The sequence below is a fragment of the Nostoc sp. T09 genome, assembly GCF_002154695.1.
GTDB lineage: Bacteria > Cyanobacteriota > Cyanobacteriia > Cyanobacteriales > Nostocaceae > Aulosira.
On record NZ_MTAV01000042.1, the window covers coordinates 1 to 16784 of the forward strand.

A 16784-nucleotide genomic window follows, 5' to 3' on the forward strand; every position below is an offset into this window, starting at 1 on the left:
GAGGCAGTCCGGTCTTGGGGGTCTCCCCCAGGAGGAACTGCCGAAAGGGTTTCCCGGCTTGTTCGCTGTTCGGCGGAGCCGTTCCCGTTCCCCGTTGGGCGTAGCCCTTCCCGCAGGGTAGGGGTTGCCGAAGGCTAGGGTAAGCGTTCCCGCAGGGTAGCAAGTGGCGTTTTCCCTCCGCAGGCGACTGCGAATCAGAAGGGGAGAAATTAATAAATGACCAATGACCAATGACTACTGATTACTGAGTTGGCGATCGAGATGATGAATTATGTACAAAAGAAAAACTATGTAAATACTATGACCTCAAAGCTGTGTAGTAATGCAATAGTGTAAAAATGATTTAATCAAGAGTGGTTCTACCACTGCTTTCTGCTTACAAGCGCTGCGATTTACTTATATTTAAACTTGTATGGTGGCTATTGTTACTCAAACCCAACTTCAGGAGTTGCGTCCAGGCGATCGCGTTAGATATCATGGTGTCGATTGGCATATAGAAGACTACAGCACATATCAAGACCCCCAAGGGTATTTAACTGATGAGTGGTTGCTGAGTTCCAACGGTGGTTCTGAATACTATTTACTAAGAGAATTTGATCCTAATAACAAACCAGTCTCTGTAACTTGGTATCTTGCCAACTCATTAAAAAATCCTCGCTTACTCCTCCCAGATTCTCAAGAAAATATAGTACCCAGGCTATGGCAAAATATGCAATCCCAAGCAGAACCATATCCTGAATTACTACTTTTTTACAAGCATTATTACTTCGAGTCTCAAACCGAAGGTAAATATCACACAGATGGAGAAAAGCAATCTCGCATTACTTGGGATTATTGGGATCAAGAGCATCAAATGAATTTAGCGATTGAAGCTTTTTCCGAGCATGAATTAGAAATTTACACTAGCAAGGTAGTGCACCCCAATGAATTTTCCCATATTCACAAATCAGAAGAAAGAAATGAGAAAAACTGGATGAGTAATATATCTCGTTTTTTGCAGATTGTAGTAGCAGCAGTGCTATTACTTGTGGGAATCTCAATGATGATATTTGGATAAATCGCAAATGCCTAATTCATTATTTATTGAACAGCATGATGACGGTATTGCCTTTTATATAAATGGAGATTTGCAGTTTGATACTGCTGATGAGGCAATATATCATGAGTATTTAGTAATTCCAGCAATAGCTTTAGCCAGTAAAAGATTTCCGCAAACACAACTGCGTGTCCTGATTTGTGGTGGTGGGGATGGACTAGCAGCGAGGGATGTATTACGATTTACGCAAATTCAAAAGATTGATTTAGTTGATTACAATCCAGAAGTTTTAGAACTAGCAACAACTGTATTTAAACCTTATAATCTGGGCAGTTTAGAAGAAGATCAGGTAACTGTCTATACTCAAGAAGCATTTGAATTTGTTTCCCAACAGCCAAATGATTACTATCACGTTATTATTTGTGATTTTACCTATCCCCATTCCTCAGACGACACCAGGATATACAGTCGTGAATGGTTTCAAGAACTCCATCGTCTTTTGATACCTTCGGGAGTAATTTGTACTAACGGCGTTTCTCCAGAAAAGAGTACAACAGGTTTTTGGTGTTTATATCAAACGCTGCTATCAGCAGATTTGACAGTAAAGCCTTTACACCTAACTATCCCTTCATTTTCCGATCATGGTTATGGTAATTGGGGTTTCTTTTTAGGATCACCGCAAGTAATTAGGCGAGATGAAATAGAAACACTTGAATTCCCAGATAACTTACATTCCTTAACTCATAGCCAGCTACCAAACGCCTTTGTATTTGAGAGTGCGTTAGCCGAAGGCTATGGCGGAGCCATCGCGGAATCTCGGCATGAAGTAATGATTCACACTTTAGATAGTCCTCAATTATTCTATTATCTATTGAATTCTACATCTAACCAAGAATATTTAGACTTACAATCTGACGCCAGTATTGATTTTTTGGATATTGAAGAACAGGTAACAGCAGAAATCGGTGAAAGCGATCTACTAGATTTAGAATCAGTAGCAAAGTTTTGGATAGAAAATATTTACTCTAACCCAACAGCACAGGAAAATTTACCAGATATAAATCGATATTTACCCGTGCGTCATCGCTACCATAGTCAAAATATGACATCAGCATGGCTGGCAAATATTAAAGAGTTATTGGCAGAAATCGATATTAAACAGTTGTTGAATAGTCTGTTAGCAAGAGCACAGGAATTACCGCCACAAATTGCCAGTGATTTGAAAAGATTAACTGATAAAATTAACTCTAATCAGCCGCTAGCCAAGCTACCTCCTCAAACTGTTGAATTTATTGCCATGCTATCGGTAACGCTATTAATGGCAAATTTAGTAGCACCAGATTCAGTATTTGCGAAAGGCTTCTATTCTGGTAGTAGCAGCAGTACTAGTAGTGGCAGCAGTTATCCCACTGATGACGGAAGCTTTGGTAAGAAATTTACAGGTTTTGTATTGACTACCATCGCAGGAATCTGGTTAAGTAGTTTATTCTCAGGCTCGAAAGATGAATAAAGATGAGATCGCTTCAGATCCCCGATTTTTTAAAGAAGTCGGGGATCTAATAAATCCAACTTAAAAAATAAAATAGAAATCTTACATATAACTACTAATAGTTAAATACTAGGAATAACATAATTCATGAAAATAAGTAATGCTATAAAAAATTCATTGGAAAAAGAGTATGTAAAATTAACTCTTAGAGAATTAAATATAGCAGAGTATCATGCTTGGGATTTGCTGGTGAAAAATCTCCAACACAGTTGCTTTATGCAAACTTGTAGTTGGGCAGATTTTAAAGAAATAGAGGGTTATAAAAGCTTTCGCTATGGGTTGTTTGCAAAGAGTCAATTAATAGGAGGATGTATATATTATTTATATCCCCATTCCAACAAAGCCAATTTATTAATTGCGCCTGGCGGTCCAATTTTACCAGAAAATTTGCCAGAGGAAGGGATAGAATTATTGTTAAATAAAGCTAAGGAATTAGCACAAAAATTAGGAGCGATCGCTCTGCGGATTGAACCTCTATGGCAATCAAAACCTGATTATATTAAAAACTTTGTCCGTGCGCCTGCTGACTTACTACCATCGGAAACTTTATTAATCGATATACGCCCAGATGCGAGCCAAATATTGGCAGCAATGAAGCCAAAAGGACGCTACAATATCGGGCTAAGTCAACGCTACGGTGTCAAAACAGAATTCAGCAGCAATTCCCAAACAATTCCCTTATTTTATAACTTGTTTTGGGAAACTGTGCAACGGCAGAAATTTTTTGGAGAACCCTATGGCTTTTTTATCAATCTTTGCCAAACTTTATTCGCATCTAACATGGCAGAAATTGGTTTAGCTCATTGGCAAGGCGAGATAATAGCAGCAATTTTAGTTGTATATTGCGGTAATATTGCTACTTATTTATATGGTGGACGTAGTTTAGCACACCCAAAAATCATGGCAAATTACAGCTTACACTGGGATGCAATGCAAAGGGCAAAATTGCGAGGTTGTCAATTCTATGATTTCTATGGTTTTACCCACGATCCAAATCATAGTTATGCTAAATTTTCTCAATTTAAAAGTCAGTTTGGGGGTACACCTATAACTACTATAGGCGCTCATGATTATTTCTTCTATGACCAGTTGGCTGATACGCTAATTAGCTTATTCCAAAACCTGGCAGGTGGTAGCAAATGAACGAGAAAATTATTAATGGACTCACTCAATTAGGAGTTGTTTTACTAGAGTTAGTAGTAGGTTTTGGCGTATTTTGGCTGGGACAGTTAGCTTATCAAAAGCTGTTTCGGCGGCGGATAGAATTGAATCTAGAACTGTTTGTTAAAGATAACCCTGCTGTTGCTATTGCCTTAGTGGGTTACTATTTTGGTATTGTAATTGCTTTAGGTGGCGTTCTCGGTCAAAGTGCAGTTAATTGGCAAGATAAAGCACTAAATTTAGTCAGCTACGGTGCAACCGTAATTTTATTAATGTTAGCAGGTGCATGGGTAGGTGATAGGTTAATTTTGCGCCACTTTAGTTGTGAACGAGAAATCATCCAAGACCGTAACGTTGGCGCTGCTACTGTAGAAGCAGGAAACCATATCGCCAACGGACTGATTTTAAGTGCAGCTTTAGCAGGCGAAAGTGGTGGCTGGTTAGTAGCATTAGTGTGCTGGTTAATTGGTTTAGGATTACTCGTGATAGTGAGTTTTGTCTATCCCAAAATTACTAAATATAATGTGTTTGCAGAAATCGAAAAGCGCAATAACCCGGCTGCTGGTGTGGCGTTAGCAGGTTTACTTATTGCTACTGGTAATATTGTGCGAGTCGCCTTTGCATCTGAGTTTGAGAACTGGATTGTTAGTTTCACTCAGTATGGTTTGGTATTATTATTTTGCTTAGGTTCGTTGATAGTAATTCGCTGGTTAGCCGATTTAATGTTAGTACCTGGCGTAAAAATTTCTGATGAAATTGTCAATCAGGAAATCCCAAATATGGGTGCAGGTTTAATAGAAGCTTTTGCCTATATTGCTGCTTCGTTTTTGATTGCTTGGTGCTTGTAAATTGAGGAGTAAGTTGTTAACTAATTTTACTGAACTGGCGCTATGGATTCAGACAGCAAGCCTGACATATCTAATACTTTTTGAGACCAAACACCAGATTGTTCTGCAACTTCAGTACGCAATTTTTCATCCGACCAAATATCATTCCAACTTAATTCCCACATAGCAAGTTGAACTTGAATATTAACCAATTATTCAGTTTGCTCTGGTTCAATTTCTGCTGCTGTCCATTCGATTAACCACTTGGTTTCTAAAATTACACTGAATACTGCTTCTTTATAAGCAACATTAGAGAATGATTTAATACGTGCTAAATTGGCAGCGATATGTCCTAAGCGAGTTGAAATATTGTCGCGTTGAAAGCGTGCTTGTTTTTCATCTAAATTCTGGTTCATAACCACCTATTAAACTTTTAGTAATTTGCGTAACACGTTCTCTTATTGTAGTGTCTTGAATTATCATCGAGCGATTATTTTGACTGAGGCGAATATTGATAATCGACTCGTAAGCCACTCTCAAAGTTTGCAGCATTTCCTCAACTTGTTCGAGAGTTGCACGCTCTCTGATAATAAGTATCAAATCTTAACCTCCTGCATCCATAGCTGCACAACCAAAATGTATCGGCTCAAAGTTATCCAACTTATCACTCTCTTTGTATCTCGCTCGGCTTGTCACCGCGTCATTTTACACTGAGCTTTTCTACTCTTGTCACTGTAAATTGCTAAATTAAATAAAGCTTGGGTTCATCGACTTTTAGCCCAAAGCCCTTAACATCTACCAAATTTAGGCTATTGCCGCAATCCTGTGATTAGTGGAATATTACAAAAACTCCGAGGCGCGTTTACAAAAGATCAGGGTTATCGGGACACGTCTCCTACCAAGAAATGGATGCAAATCGTTCTAGCCACCAGCGTAGGGGTGACAGCTTTAGTATGGGGAGTGCGCGAACTGAAATGGTTGCAGTCTTGGGAATTAAAAGTTTACGATCAAATGCTGCGATCGCGTCCTATAGAAGGGCCTGATAATCGGATTTTATTGGTAACAATTACCGAAAACGATCTAGAGCGTGAGAAGTGGCCGTTATCAGATAATACAATCAATAAGCTGCTACAAAAACTAGAATCATATCAACCCCGTGTTATTGGCTTAAATGTTTTCCGACCAGCACAACAAAATTTAGCGGCTAGGATGCCAAATCGCAATAATATTATTGCTACTTGTTTATTGAGTAGCATCAGCAGACCAGAAATTCCACCGCCACCTAACTTCCCTATAGATAATGTCGGCTATAACGATTTTATTTCTGATAACGAGGACGATCAAATTGTTCGGCGTGGATTGGTATTTGCGCACCCTACAAAAACAGATAAAAAATGTACAACAGAATTTTCGTTTGCAGCATTAGCAGCAATTACTTACTTAGAGAAAGCAGGTTTTGAATTAGATTTTCCCGATAAACACCATTTTTCTGTGGGTAAAACTATCTTTCCAACTTTGACAGCTAATTACGGCAGCTATGAACATTTGGATGCTCAAGGCTACCAATTACTCTTAAATTACCGTCACCCTGGTCACTTCGCCCAGCAAGTTACTTTAACAGATGTCTTCACAAATAAAGTCAATCCTAATCAAATCAAAGACCGTTTAGTAATTGTTGGTGCTACTGCCGCCAGTATTCATCCAGGTTTATATACACCTTATAGTGCTTCACCACAGCAACCAGCTAGAACACCTGCTGTAGTAATTCATGCACAGATAGCAAGTCAAATCATCAGTAATGTGTTAGATGGCAGACCTCTAATTTGGGACTGGCCTGACTGGGCTGAATTTCTTTGGATATGGGCTTGGGCATTAATAGGCGGTAGTTTGGCATGGTGGTTGCGCCATCCTTTGCTACTAGTGGTAGTAGGTAGTATAAGCGTAATTACCTTGGTGGGTATCTGCTTTGGTTTGTTTTTTCTCTCCGGATGGGTTCCTCTTGTTCCAACTACTCTTACTTTGGTAATTACTGGTATTAGTGTCATAGCTTACACTACCTACCAGGCTCAGCAGCAAAATCAGTTGATTATTCTGCAAGTTGAAAAACAAAAAGAGGTAATTGAACAGTTAGATATTCTCTTAAAGGAAAGTAAAGTAGACACGACAATTCAAGAGGAACATCATCACCAGACTCCTAAAATAGTGACACCAAAAATAACTGGTGACTTTCTCTTGGGCGGACGTTACCAAATCTCGAAAATCCTTGGTTCTGGTGGATTTGGTTGCACTTATTTAGCACATGATACTCAACGACCAGGTAATCCAACTTGTGTAGTTAAACAGCTAATGCCAGCACGTCGGGATACCAAATTTTTGGAAGTTGCCAGAAGGTTATTTAATACAGAAGCCGAAATTTTAGAAGCTTTAGGCAAACATCATCAAATACCCGAACTGCTTGCTTATTTTGAAGATAATCAAGAATTCTATTTAGTTGAAGAATATATCCCTGGGCAAACATTAACTGAGGAATTACCACCTGTACAGGGTTTACAGAAAGAACCTGTTGTCATCCAGATGCTTAAAGGTGTCTTAGAAGTACTGGAATTTGTACATGAACATCGCGTGATTCATCGAGATATTAAACCAGCTAATATTATTAGATCTGCTCAAGATCATCGGTTGGTATTGATTGACTTTGGTGCAGTCAAGTTAATGCAACCACCAAATAGTGAGCAAACAGAATTAGCAACAGTAGCTATTGGAACGCGGGGTTATGCACCGCCAGAGCAATTTGCGGGACATCCTCGCTTGTGTAGTGATATTTACGCCTTGGGGATAATCGGAATTCAAGCCCTGACCGGTATTCCGCCACAGGAACTCCACCCAGATCCAGAAACAGGCAATATTATCTGGCGTTATCAAGCACAAGTTAGCGAAGAATTCGCCGCAATTCTGGATAAGATGGTACGTTATCATTTTAGCGATCGCTATCAATCTGCAAGCGCCGTTCTCGAAGATTTAAAATCTATTGCAGAGTAAGTTTTATGATTTTTAACAACCAGATAAACATCAGTTATGCCTAAAAAAAATTCCAAAAAATTATCAGATAAAAAGCAGAAAGAACGACATAGGTTTTTTCTCAATCCCTATTCTGATAGTGCATTTACAAAATGTCCCAAATGTGATGCAAAAACAAAAATTCGCAAATTTCCTCTTGTGATTCATATCCAGCCTCAACAGCTTTTTATCCTAAACAAGCAGTGTAGATATTGTGAAAACTGCGACCTAATCATTACTAAAAAGCAGGAAATTGAGTCATTAATGGCTGCTGGTTTTATCCAATCAAATCCTAAAATTATTGGCAATGATTATCTAGTGATGGGAACTGTTGATAGAAAAGATTGGAAAGAAGGCACCCAAAATGCTCTTTCTCCATCAGAAATGCTAGAGCGCATATACGTTTTCCAAGATGTCTGGGATTTTGAAGTTATTCCAGCCGGGTGGTATCGTAGCGAATAAAAATTTTAATCAACATAATCTGTTGTAATTTCAGACTTTTCTGTATTATTTGAAGTAATGGGACGGTGACCATCGATGTCAAGGGTACCTGTAACCTCATAGTTGCTCTTAGCAATCGGACGTTGACCATCAATGTCGAGAGTATCCTGAATTTCTAAATCACTTGGGTCAATTGGTCGCAATCCGTCTATAGCTATCATTTCGTGATCTTCAAAATCGCTCTTGGCAATCGGACGCTGACCATCGATGTCAATTGTTCGATCTGATTGAATATCGCTTTTAGCAATTGGACGTTGACCATCAATGTCGAGAGTACCCTGAATCTCTAAATCACTTGGGTCAACCGGACGCTGACCATCTATTTTAATGACGCGCGACATTTGCTTCGGTTCGTTAGATGATGTCAGAGAAACAATGTTCGCTTCAGTCGATTTTGTATTCTGTCCCGAATTATTTTCTGTGTTATCCATTCTCTGTGCTTGTTCTTCCTGCTTGTGGCTATTTGTTGACTAACTGATTAAGATACTTGGGTAAAGTCAGAAAATCTTCTGCCACAGCAGAGAATTTGCCTCTTACTTAAGAGCGATTTATTCGTTGACTGTGGCTGCCAAAATACAAGAATCAAAGTCCCATGCGATTTAATTTTTTTCCACGTCATCAGCCTGCACTCTCAGCTATCGAGAGTACTCCTGGATGGGTTGTTGCATGGGGAAGATTGAATTCACTAACAGAAAATGTAGTATGGCGAGATGAACAGTTCGCCATTGTTTCTACATTTGATACAGAATTTGCACTTAGTCCTATACAGCGATTTGTGGTGGTTGGGGATGTTTGGTTAAGTAATCGGGTGGAGTTGCTGCGAAAATTAGCAGTCGATGCAAATAGCTTTTGCGGAAGTGATATTCAACTGATTGCACAACTTTGGGAAAACTGGGGTTTGCAATGTCTGGATCTGTTGGTAGGAATGTTTGCGTTCGTGGTTTGGGATCGGGAGAAACAGGTATTATGGCTAGGACGCGATCGCATCGGTAGTCGTACTCTCTACTACACTACTACTGGTGCAGTGCGTTGGATTGCCCCGAAATTGCGATCGCTTACACCCTATCATTCAGCAGATTTGGATTTGGTGGCGTTGCGAGATTATCTCTGTTGCGCCTTTGTACCCGGAGAACGAACGCTTTGGGAACAGGTGCGAGAAGTCCGTCCGGGAACTGCGATTAATTTTTCTTCTGCGGAAGTTCATGCTTATTGGGAACTGCAAGAACAGATTACAGGTGACGATCAGTCATTAGTATGGCATGGCGAACGTTTGCGTTCTTTGCTTAACCAAGTTGTGCAAGAATATCTCCCGCAGAATCAACCTGTTGGTGTTTTCCTCTCCGGTGGTTTAGATTCCAGCAGCATCACAGCCTTAGCCGCAAAGTTTCATCAAGCACCCGTGCATACCTACTCAATTCATTTTGGTTCCGAAACTCCGAATGAGTTAGAGTTTTCTAGCTTGGTTGCGAAACATTGCCAAACTCAACACCATATTCTGGAAATTACCTTCCGCGATATGTGGGAACGTCTACCAGAGACAATGACTTATTTAGACGATCCTATAGGCGATCCCTTGACAGTGCCAAATCTGCTGCTAGGAAAAATGGCGCGAGAGAATGTGCAGGTTTTACTCAATGGTGAAGGCGGCGATCCTTGTTTTGGCGGCCCAAAAAATCAGCCAATGTTAATTAATAGTTTATATGGTGCCATTACTCATCAAGATTCATTGCAAGCATATTTAATTTCCTTTCAGAAATGTGCATTAGATTTACCACAACTTTTACAACCAGAAGTTTGGCAAGCAGTAGAAACAGCACCATCAGTATTTGCTGCTGATTTAAATTCTGATGTTAGCTACTTGAATCGGTTAATGGCACTAAATATTAAATTCAAAGGAGCCGATCAAATCCTCACTAAGGTCAATAATTTAACTCAAGCCGTAGGTTTACATGGGCGATCGCCACTTTTTGATCAGCGCGTTGTAGATTTGAGTATGCAAATTCCCCCGCAATATAAACTCTCTGGCGTAGAAGAAAAAGCCGTACTCAAACAAGCGGTTGCAGATATCTTACCAGATACAATTATTCATCGCCCTAAAAGTGGCATGATGGTGCCTGTGCAATTAGGATTTCGCAAATATTGGCAGCGAGCAGCCAGGAAATTATTGTTGAGTAAAAAAAGTGCGATCGCACCTTATATTAATCAATCAATACTGAGTAAATGGCTAAACTATGAGGGCGATATTTGGGGTCGTTATGGTGTTAAGTTGTGGTTGTTGGTAAGTTTAGAAATTTGGTTACAGGTGAATAAAAAATCATAGCTTTGCTGATAAAATCTGCTGATGATTGCAACCTATATGATGCTATTGATAATAGAATTTACTGTTAATTTCACTATAGCTTCTTCTTTTTAAACATTTGATGAAATATAGTAATTCAATAATTTAAGCGAGAAAATTTTTGATATGTTATAAAAAAATAAAAAATGTTTACTTCTATTGTTTTACTGTTTATATTAGCACTGATTATTCCCTTTTTTATTGCTCAGATGATGCCCACCGTGAAGTGGCTAATTATTTATACTATTTCTTTTGGAACGTTAGCTCTTCTTCAGCATTATAAGCACTTAACAACGCCATCCGAGCAAAGAGGAAATGGTTTTGCCTACTTGTTAGGAGTAGGTTTGATTCGTTTTATTTATACATCAGGAGTTGTGGGAATAATCAACAGAGCTATAATATTAAACTATACGTCAAGAGGATATAGAATCAATATATGGTTCATAGTTTATATAATTACCCTTGATGTTATGCTTATTTATATTGCATTCTTGATGTGGCAGAGCGAACGCATCTAAATATTGACGAGCCTGAGTACCAGTGGAATTGACTAAGATCCTAATAATATTAGACTTTCACGAAATTAAATATTCACTTGTATCGACAAAGCCGCCCTTGGTTAAAAAAATTAGTGGGGATGTGTTGATAGCAGGCAGTTCAGCCACGGTTTAACTCGCGCTGCAAATCATCAAGGTCAACAGCAAAGACATCTACTTGTTCGCGGGCGAGGATGGCTAGAAAGTCTCGGCGGTTTAACCCAGCAACATTGGCTGCTTTCTCCATTGAGATTTCCTGCTTCTGATACCAATAGATAGCAGCAGCCAGGCGCATATCGCGCACAAATTCCTCTGGAGTTAGGCGACGGGCGCTAAAAACTTCTTCTGGCAGATTAATTGTGACTAACGACATAAATTATGTCCTAAATGGTTAAGGCTCTTGAAGCTGCATTAATTAATGATATCAAGCATTGCTGGAGATAATTATTTAATCGAGGAATTTTACCTTTTTAACAGGCTCCGCAGAGGAAGATATTTCTGTGCTGAGGTTTCCTCCGTTAACGAAAAAAACGCACCTTACTAGCGAATGATTTTTGACTCTTGTCAACCAAAACTTTCGACTAAATAAATATCATTGCCTGTATCGCCTACTAAAATTAAGCTACTATCATCAATTGCTAAATTTTGACTACCAGCAATACCACTTTGCAACACTTTAATGATTCTTTGGGGTGTGAGAGATTCCAACTCTACAAATTTTCCCGAATCCAACCATGCTAATTCTTCAGCAGTTAAATTCTGACGAACTTCCCCAAATAAATCTTTAGCTGCTTGTGCTGAATCTGGAGAGGCTTGGATGAACATTCCCTGCTTAGTGGCTAAAACTTGACGCGGTAATATACCTATATCGATAATCGTCACATTGCTATTGAAAAACCATTTAGGACTGGTGCGGAGTTGATGAACTAAACTAATTCCTTTGGGACTACAATCATGCAGTGCATATACTTTTAATTCTGGATTACGGCGCAGCATTTCCATTGTCGTGTCAAAGATACTTTGGGGATATCCAGTGACGCTGAGAATTGCACAGTTATTTTCAAAGTGAAAGTTATTAGCAATTAATTGTTGAGCAATCGCAGTGCGATCGCAAACCACTAATCTGTCAAAACTGTAAGCAGTAACATCAGGATTAACTGTAACAGAGGCATTTTCTTCACGCGCAGCAGGTAGGGCTTTGAGAATTGAACCATTAATTCGTTGCCAACGATTTAGCCAATCTTGAAATTGAGATTGAGTAAGTAAAAACTCTTGAGCTACTCCAATATTTTTTAGCTGTATAGTTCCTAAGTATAGTGACAACATCCCAGCGATAACTGCAATTACAAATACAATGAATGAATTTAGGATAGATATACTGATAAACATTCCTCCAAGTAGAATTATCACTCCTATTAGTTGCAATATCCTGGCACTTGTTCTTCTAGCCTTACTGTTTATTTTAGGAGATTTAGTATTTTTGTATAAAGAAATAACCAAAACTAACAAATATATGCATAGTACGATTAAAAAAGAGTTTTTCCCCAATACGCCTGAAAGGAAACCGCCGAAAAAAAGTGTTGTCCAAACACCAAAGAAAAGATATATGCAACCAAATCCAGCTATTGGAAATGAATTGCGTCTCAAGCGATTATCTAATAAATATAAAAGTTGTTTGTGTGTAAAAAATAAAGTGTTATTAGCAGAAATATCAGCGATAGCTTTGGCAAACATGGGGTCAGTAATTTTTACATTGCCCATTGTGGTTGGTTCAAATACAAACGGATGATTGCATTGCATACACCGACCATTCTTAGCTGTTCTATCTTTTAGTTTATTGTCAGTTCCGCAGTTAATACATTTCATAATATTTCTATTTTAGGTATAAGATTTTTCGTTAAGGTTGTCATTGATCATTGGTCATTGGTCATTTGTTATTGGACTGTTGACTTTTGACTCATTCCTCAATTACCTGATTTGCTAATAAAACACTATAGTCTTCCCGATGACGAATTAGACGGTGTTTATGGTTTTCTAATAAAATTTCCGCTGGTTTAGGACGATGTAAAAAGTGAGAAGACATCGCATAACCATAAGCACCTACATCTAAAATGGCGATGATATCACCAATTTCTAAGGCTGGAAGTTGGCAGTTTTTACCTAAATAATCTCTGGAGTAAGTTGTGTTACCACAAACATCAGTTGGATAAATTTGGGTATTGTCTGCTTTTTTCCATGTGACAATTTCTCGATAGCCACCATGTACAGAAGCAACCGAGAGATTAGCAACAGTGGTATCAACTCCCACAATTTGTTTTTCTGCTTGCCATTTTACAGATACAACTTGCGCTAACAAAGTAGCACAACCAGCGATCGCAGCTCGTCCCGGTTCAATCACCAAATCAATTTCCCGTCCCAAAGCCGTAATTCTCTCACTTAAGTTTGCGCCAAACTCTTCCCAATCAAAGGCTACTTTACCGTGATGATAAGGATAGCCAAAGCCACCGCCAAAATCCAAATATTCCCAATCTGGTAACTTTTGCGCCGTCGCCAGCACAGTATCAATTACCTCGGTAAAAGCTTGTGTCGCATTAGTTCCAGTCCCCCGATAGAAGTGCAACCCCCTAAGCTTCAATCCTGCTTGCTGAGTAATGGCCACCGCTGCGGAAAATTCCTCCGGACGCACACCAATTCGACTATCTCCAGTAAGTTCAGGTAAATTAAGCCTCAACCCCAACTTAATCTCTCCCTCTCTGCGCCTCTGCGACTCTGCGTGAAAAAAAACCTCACATAACAACTCCAGCTGATTAACACTATCAAGATTGAGAGTAGTAACTCCCCAATCCAAAACTTGAACCATCTCATCTCGATTTAAATTACTGCCACTGTAAACAATATCACCAGGGCCAAAACCCGCTTGCAACCCCAGATAAATATCTCCTGGTGTATTGGCGTGGAGTCCCCAGCCAGCAGCGCGAAAAATTTTGAGTAACGCAATATTCCCATTAGTAACGCTAGCAAAATGAAATTGCGTGCGGGGATAGCTGATAGCTTGAGTAATCCGCTTAATAGTTTGACGTAAGCGATCGCCATCATACACATAAAGCGGAGAACCGTAGATCTTCAGTAACTCCTGCGCCCATTCTAAGGTTAAGCTTGCCATTGCTTGTATTTTCTCCATAACCAACTAGGTATCCAAAACGGATGATTCCAAGAATGTTTACCTAGTTCTTCACCTAGAACCTGCGATCGCCAAAGTTGCCACATAATTAATAACCAAAGACTCTCACCAATGCGGCGACCTTGAATAGCCCCTCCCAGTTCGCCTGTAACAATTTGTGTAGCTATTTGGGAAGTAAAGCGGTTTTCAGCACTGAGTATACCTGGATTTAGCCAGATACCTATATCATGCCAAAACTCATTGAAACACCAGGAGGTTAAGGGAACACCCATACCACGCTTTTGTCGCCAAACAATTTCCGGTGGTAGCCAATTTTCTACAGCCCGTTTGAGGATATATTTCTCACAAGCACCTTGTAAACAAAGTTCACCAGATAAGCTAAATGTCCACTCTGCTAAAGGTAGATCGCAAAAAGGCGATCGCACCCACAACCCATGTGCAAACCCCAAAGCAGTAGCACGGGGGTGGATATTTTGTGCCCCTTTTAGCATCAAGCTAGCGCGGCGCAGGCGATGTAGCAAGGAAGGACAGCAAGTTGCATCCAGCGCCTCTAAAATCCAATCTTGGGGCTGTAAATTCTTTATCTGTGCGTAAATATCTGGCTGATAAATTTGCGATTCATATCCCCAAAGGCGGTGAAATGTGCGGAGATATTGCAATATAAAACTTTCCCCCGCTTGATAAATACTCGCTGCAATTAAAGGCTTATTCGTCCACCCAGCAAATAATTGATCTCCACCTTCACCATTAAAAATTACACGAGTTTCTTGACTAGCCCTTTGCACCAGGAGATATAAAGGAACAGTCACCCCATCACCAAAAGGTAAATCCAGCGCTTGCACAGTAGAAATTAAAGCATTCTTAACTTCACGTGGAGTCGCCGCCACTTTCACCAAAGGAATTTTGAGAAACTGCGCCACCTGTTCTGCATAAGGGAATTCCGGAATCCCAGCACCACCAAAATCGAGAGTATAGGCGCGGACTTTTACCCCAGCTTGCACCAACAGCGCCGCCACAATTGAAGAATCTAAGCCACCAGAGAGAAACACCCCTACAGGTTCATCTTTTAAATCAGCAATTTGCTGCTGAATCGATGCTTTCAGGAGAGTTTGCAGTTGAGTAACGGCTGTAGCTTCGTCTTTAATTTGTTCAGCCTGTTCGCGCCATGAGTATATACTTCGAGATTGCGGCTGACAGAGTTTACCTAATTCGCAATTACCCTGCCAAATCAACTCAGTTCCCGCCGGGACTGCAAACACATCATTAACAGGTGTTAAAGGAGTAGGGACGTAGGAAAAACAAGTATAACCATATAAGCCAGGAATGCTAACATCTCGCTGTTGCAGAATTGGTAAAAGCAGTTGCAGCAGGGATGCAAACCAAATCACCTCTCCTTGCTGAGTCCAATATAAAGGCATCCTGCCAAAAGCTTCTCTCGCCAAAATCAGGCAGTTATTTTCTTCTATACTTACCCAAGCATCTGGTGTCTTGGATAATCCCGATGCGGAAATAGCAGCAATTGTATTTTGCTGTGGCGGGGAATTTCTATCTATTCCGATGTGAACAACATTCCAAATCGGTTGATTCTCTGTTTGAGAGAACTGCTGTGTAGACAGTGGAGAAGTTGCAGACAAATTAGTTAACAACGCCGTCAATTCACGTTGAGAACCGTAACCCCAGTATCCAATAAAAGCTGATTGGTGATTGGGGGAGAGGGACAAGGAGGACAAGGGAGACAAGGAGAACAAATTGCGTTGTGAATTTATGATATCTTTTGAGCCTTTGAGCCTGGAAGTTGAGCCTTTGAGCCTGAACGTTGAGCCTTTGAACCTGAACGTTGAGCCTTTGAGCCTGAACGTTGAGCCTTTGAGCCTCGAAGTTGCACCTTTGCTCCTCGAAGTTGCACCTTTGAAACTAAAATTTCAACCTTGACAAATAACTACTTAACTTCAAACCTTTGAACGCTAATTTGCCGACCTTCAAGGAACATCTCTACTTGCCAATTGCCAACTGGTGCAGTCGCACCAATAGTATAGCGACAGTAAGTATCCCAAATAGATGTATTAATCTCACGAGTTTGATAACGATTTTGCTTGATGATTTGACCAGTTGGGTCAATCCAATTACAAGAGAGAGACAGCTTTTTACCCAAAGGTGCATCCTTCAAAGTGACACGATAAAAAACTTCTGGGCTGTTTTGCCGGGAGATACTATTTAAATTACCGCTATCCTCAACTAAAGTAATGCGGTCTTGCTGAGTAGAAACGCGAGAGATCAGAGAATTCTGTTGTTGCACAAAATCCACTATAGAAGCGATCGCCACTACAGCAGCCGCAACTACTACAAACGCAATAAAGCGATTTCTGCGTTGTTGTACCTTTAATGCTTGTCGTCGCCGCAACTCAATCAGTGCTTCATCGAGAAACTCTGGCGGTAAATTCAATTCCTGTAAAATTTCTCTAACTTGCTGTAAGTCTAGTTCCGCATCTCGACGCACTTGCAGCCCTTGTACTTCACTAATTATTTGTGATAATTGCTCTTGAGTTAGTCGCTCCGTCATAATTAATTACAACTCCTGTTAAAAACTTCAACGATTTT

19 protein-coding genes are annotated in these 16784 nt (G+C 39.9%); 10 read left to right on the plus strand and 9 right to left on the minus strand.

The window, feature by feature from the left end; translation table 11 throughout:
• The first annotated feature begins 412 nt into the window (after positions 1-412).
• From BV372_RS10520 to BV372_RS10535, 4 genes are all read left to right on the plus strand, one after another.
• Positions 413-1057: a DUF4178 domain-containing protein gene (locus tag BV372_RS10520; RefSeq protein ID WP_086686456.1), complete on the plus strand. Its 645-nt coding sequence runs from the start codon at positions 413-415 to the stop codon at positions 1055-1057.
• A gap of 7 nt (positions 1058-1064) precedes the next feature.
• Positions 1065-2546, plus strand: coding sequence for a spermine synthase (locus tag BV372_RS10525; protein ID WP_086686483.1), 1482 nt, complete (start codon positions 1065-1067; stop codon positions 2544-2546).
• Between the two features lie 126 nt (positions 2547-2672).
• Positions 2673-3728 (plus strand): peptidoglycan bridge formation glycyltransferase FemA/FemB family protein, encoded by a 1056-nt coding sequence (locus BV372_RS10530; protein ID WP_086686457.1) that lies wholly within the window; start codon positions 2673-2675, stop codon positions 3726-3728.
• A complete protein-coding gene (locus BV372_RS10535) occupies positions 3725-4594 on the plus strand; it encodes a DUF350 domain-containing protein (protein ID WP_086686458.1) in 870 nt (289 codons plus the stop codon). The genes BV372_RS10530 and BV372_RS10535 overlap by 4 nt, the downstream gene beginning before the upstream one ends.
• Positions 4595-4620: 26 nt before the next feature.
• Here the strand turns inward: BV372_RS10535 and BV372_RS37515 are convergent, their stop codons facing one another.
• Genes BV372_RS37515 through BV372_RS10545 form a run of 3 tightly spaced genes read right to left on the minus strand, consistent with a single transcriptional unit; the run spans position 4621 to position 5173 of the window.
• A complete protein-coding gene (locus BV372_RS37515) occupies positions 4621-4785 on the minus strand; it encodes a hypothetical protein (RefSeq protein ID WP_256973152.1) in 165 nt (54 codons plus the stop codon).
• Positions 4786-4989: a hypothetical protein gene (locus BV372_RS37520; protein ID WP_256973153.1), complete on the minus strand. Its 204-nt coding sequence runs from the start codon at positions 4987-4989 to the stop codon at positions 4786-4788. It abuts the gene before it with no gap.
• A complete protein-coding gene (locus BV372_RS10545; protein WP_086686459.1) occupies positions 4970-5173 on the minus strand; it encodes a DUF5674 family protein in 204 nt (67 codons plus the stop codon). The genes BV372_RS37520 and BV372_RS10545 overlap by 20 nt, the downstream gene beginning before the upstream one ends.
• A gap of 225 nt (positions 5174-5398) precedes the next feature.
• Between BV372_RS10545 and BV372_RS10550 the strand changes: the two genes are divergently transcribed.
• On the plus strand, positions 5399-7612 hold the full coding sequence (locus BV372_RS10550; RefSeq protein WP_086686460.1) for a CHASE2 domain-containing protein: 2214 nt from the start codon (positions 5399-5401) through the stop codon (positions 7610-7612).
• Positions 7613-7648: 36 nt separating this feature from the next.
• Complete coding sequence (locus BV372_RS10555; protein ID WP_086686461.1) at positions 7649-8092, plus strand: hypothetical protein; 444 nt, start codon at positions 7649-7651, stop codon at positions 8090-8092.
• 5 nt (positions 8093-8097) lie between these two features.
• Here BV372_RS10555 and BV372_RS10560 read toward each other — a convergent pair whose 3' ends face one another.
• Positions 8098-8562, minus strand: coding sequence for a hypothetical protein (locus tag BV372_RS10560; protein WP_086686462.1), 465 nt, complete (start codon positions 8560-8562; stop codon positions 8098-8100).
• Positions 8563-8723: 161 nt separating this feature from the next.
• Between BV372_RS10560 and BV372_RS10565 the strand changes: the two genes are divergently transcribed.
• Together BV372_RS10565 and BV372_RS10570 are read left to right on the plus strand one after the other, a co-directional pair.
• The gene (locus BV372_RS10565; protein WP_086686463.1) at positions 8724-10451 is read left to right on the plus strand and encodes an asparagine synthetase B; all 1728 of its coding nucleotides are present in this window, start codon (positions 8724-8726) and stop codon (positions 10449-10451) included.
• Between the two features lie 164 nt (positions 10452-10615).
• Positions 10616-10987, plus strand: a complete 372-nt coding sequence (locus BV372_RS10570) for a hypothetical protein (protein ID WP_086686464.1) — start codon at positions 10616-10618, stop codon at positions 10985-10987.
• 139 nt (positions 10988-11126) lie between these two features.
• Here the strand turns inward: BV372_RS10570 and BV372_RS10575 are convergent, their stop codons facing one another.
• Together BV372_RS10575 and BV372_RS37525 are read right to left on the minus strand one after the other, a co-directional pair.
• Positions 11127-11378, minus strand: a complete 252-nt coding sequence (locus tag BV372_RS10575; RefSeq protein WP_086686465.1) for a UPF0175 family protein — start codon at positions 11376-11378, stop codon at positions 11127-11129.
• Positions 11379-11569: 191 nt separating this feature from the next.
• Entirely contained in the window at positions 11570-12331 is a 762-nt protein-coding gene (locus BV372_RS37525; RefSeq protein WP_256973154.1) for a hypothetical protein, read from the minus strand.
• A gap of 28 nt (positions 12332-12359) precedes the next feature.
• Here BV372_RS37525 and BV372_RS37530 point away from each other — a divergent pair, with 28 nt between their 5' ends.
• Complete coding sequence (locus BV372_RS37530; protein ID WP_256973155.1) at positions 12360-12794, plus strand: hypothetical protein; 435 nt, start codon at positions 12360-12362, stop codon at positions 12792-12794.
• Between the two features lie 168 nt (positions 12795-12962).
• On the opposite strand, the gene BV372_RS10585 is transcribed toward BV372_RS37530, so the two are convergent.
• A complete protein-coding gene (locus BV372_RS10585) occupies positions 12963-14168 on the minus strand; it encodes a decarboxylase (RefSeq protein WP_256973156.1) in 1206 nt (401 codons plus the stop codon).
• Positions 14156-15925: an asparagine synthetase B gene (locus tag BV372_RS10590; RefSeq protein ID WP_256973157.1), complete on the minus strand. Its 1770-nt coding sequence runs from the start codon at positions 15923-15925 to the stop codon at positions 14156-14158. Before BV372_RS10590 ends, BV372_RS10585 begins: the two co-directional genes overlap by 13 nt.
• Positions 15926-15950: 25 nt before the next feature.
• Here BV372_RS10590 and BV372_RS36170 point away from each other — a divergent pair, with 25 nt between their 5' ends.
• Positions 15951-16118 (plus strand): hypothetical protein, encoded by a 168-nt coding sequence (locus BV372_RS36170; protein WP_179198044.1) that lies wholly within the window; start codon positions 15951-15953, stop codon positions 16116-16118.
• Between the two features lie 7 nt (positions 16119-16125).
• Here the strand turns inward: BV372_RS36170 and BV372_RS10595 are convergent, their stop codons facing one another.
• Positions 16126-16746, minus strand: a complete 621-nt coding sequence (locus BV372_RS10595) for a DUF3859 domain-containing protein (RefSeq protein WP_086686469.1) — start codon at positions 16744-16746, stop codon at positions 16126-16128.
• Positions 16747-16784: the final 38 nt, after the last annotated feature.

Coding starts and splice junctions, on each gene's coding strand:
- BV372_RS10520 (WP_086686456.1), top strand. CDS start 413: ATGGTGGCTATTGTTACTCAAACCCAACTTCAGGAGTTGCGTCCAGGC.
- BV372_RS10525 (WP_086686483.1), top strand. CDS start 1,065: ATGCCTAATTCATTATTTATTGAACAGCATGATGACGGTATTGCCTTT.
- BV372_RS10530 (WP_086686457.1), top strand. CDS start 2,673: ATGAAAATAAGTAATGCTATAAAAAATTCATTGGAAAAAGAGTATGTA.
- BV372_RS10535 (WP_086686458.1), top strand. CDS start 3,725: ATGAACGAGAAAATTATTAATGGACTCACTCAATTAGGAGTTGTTTTA.
- BV372_RS37520 (WP_256973153.1), bottom strand. CDS start 4,989: ATGAACCAGAATTTAGATGAAAAACAAGCACGCTTTCAACGCGACAAT.
- BV372_RS10555 (WP_086686461.1), top strand. CDS start 7,649: ATGCCTAAAAAAAATTCCAAAAAATTATCAGATAAAAAGCAGAAAGAA.
- BV372_RS10560 (WP_086686462.1), bottom strand. CDS start 8,562: ATGGATAACACAGAAAATAATTCGGGACAGAATACAAAATCGACTGAA.
- BV372_RS10565 (WP_086686463.1), top strand. CDS start 8,724: ATGCGATTTAATTTTTTTCCACGTCATCAGCCTGCACTCTCAGCTATC.
- BV372_RS10570 (WP_086686464.1), top strand. CDS start 10,616: ATGTTTACTTCTATTGTTTTACTGTTTATATTAGCACTGATTATTCCC.
- BV372_RS10575 (WP_086686465.1), bottom strand. CDS start 11,378: ATGTCGTTAGTCACAATTAATCTGCCAGAAGAAGTTTTTAGCGCCCGT.
- BV372_RS37525 (WP_256973154.1), bottom strand. CDS start 12,331: ATGTTGTCACTATACTTAGGAACTATACAGCTAAAAAATATTGGAGTA.
- BV372_RS37530 (WP_256973155.1), top strand. CDS start 12,360: ATGAATGAATTTAGGATAGATATACTGATAAACATTCCTCCAAGTAGA.
- BV372_RS10585 (WP_256973156.1), bottom strand. CDS start 14,168: ATGGCAAGCTTAACCTTAGAATGGGCGCAGGAGTTACTGAAGATCTAC.
- BV372_RS36170 (WP_179198044.1), top strand. CDS start 15,951: ATGATATCTTTTGAGCCTTTGAGCCTGGAAGTTGAGCCTTTGAGCCTG.
- BV372_RS10595 (WP_086686469.1), bottom strand. CDS start 16,746: ATGACGGAGCGACTAACTCAAGAGCAATTATCACAAATAATTAGTGAA.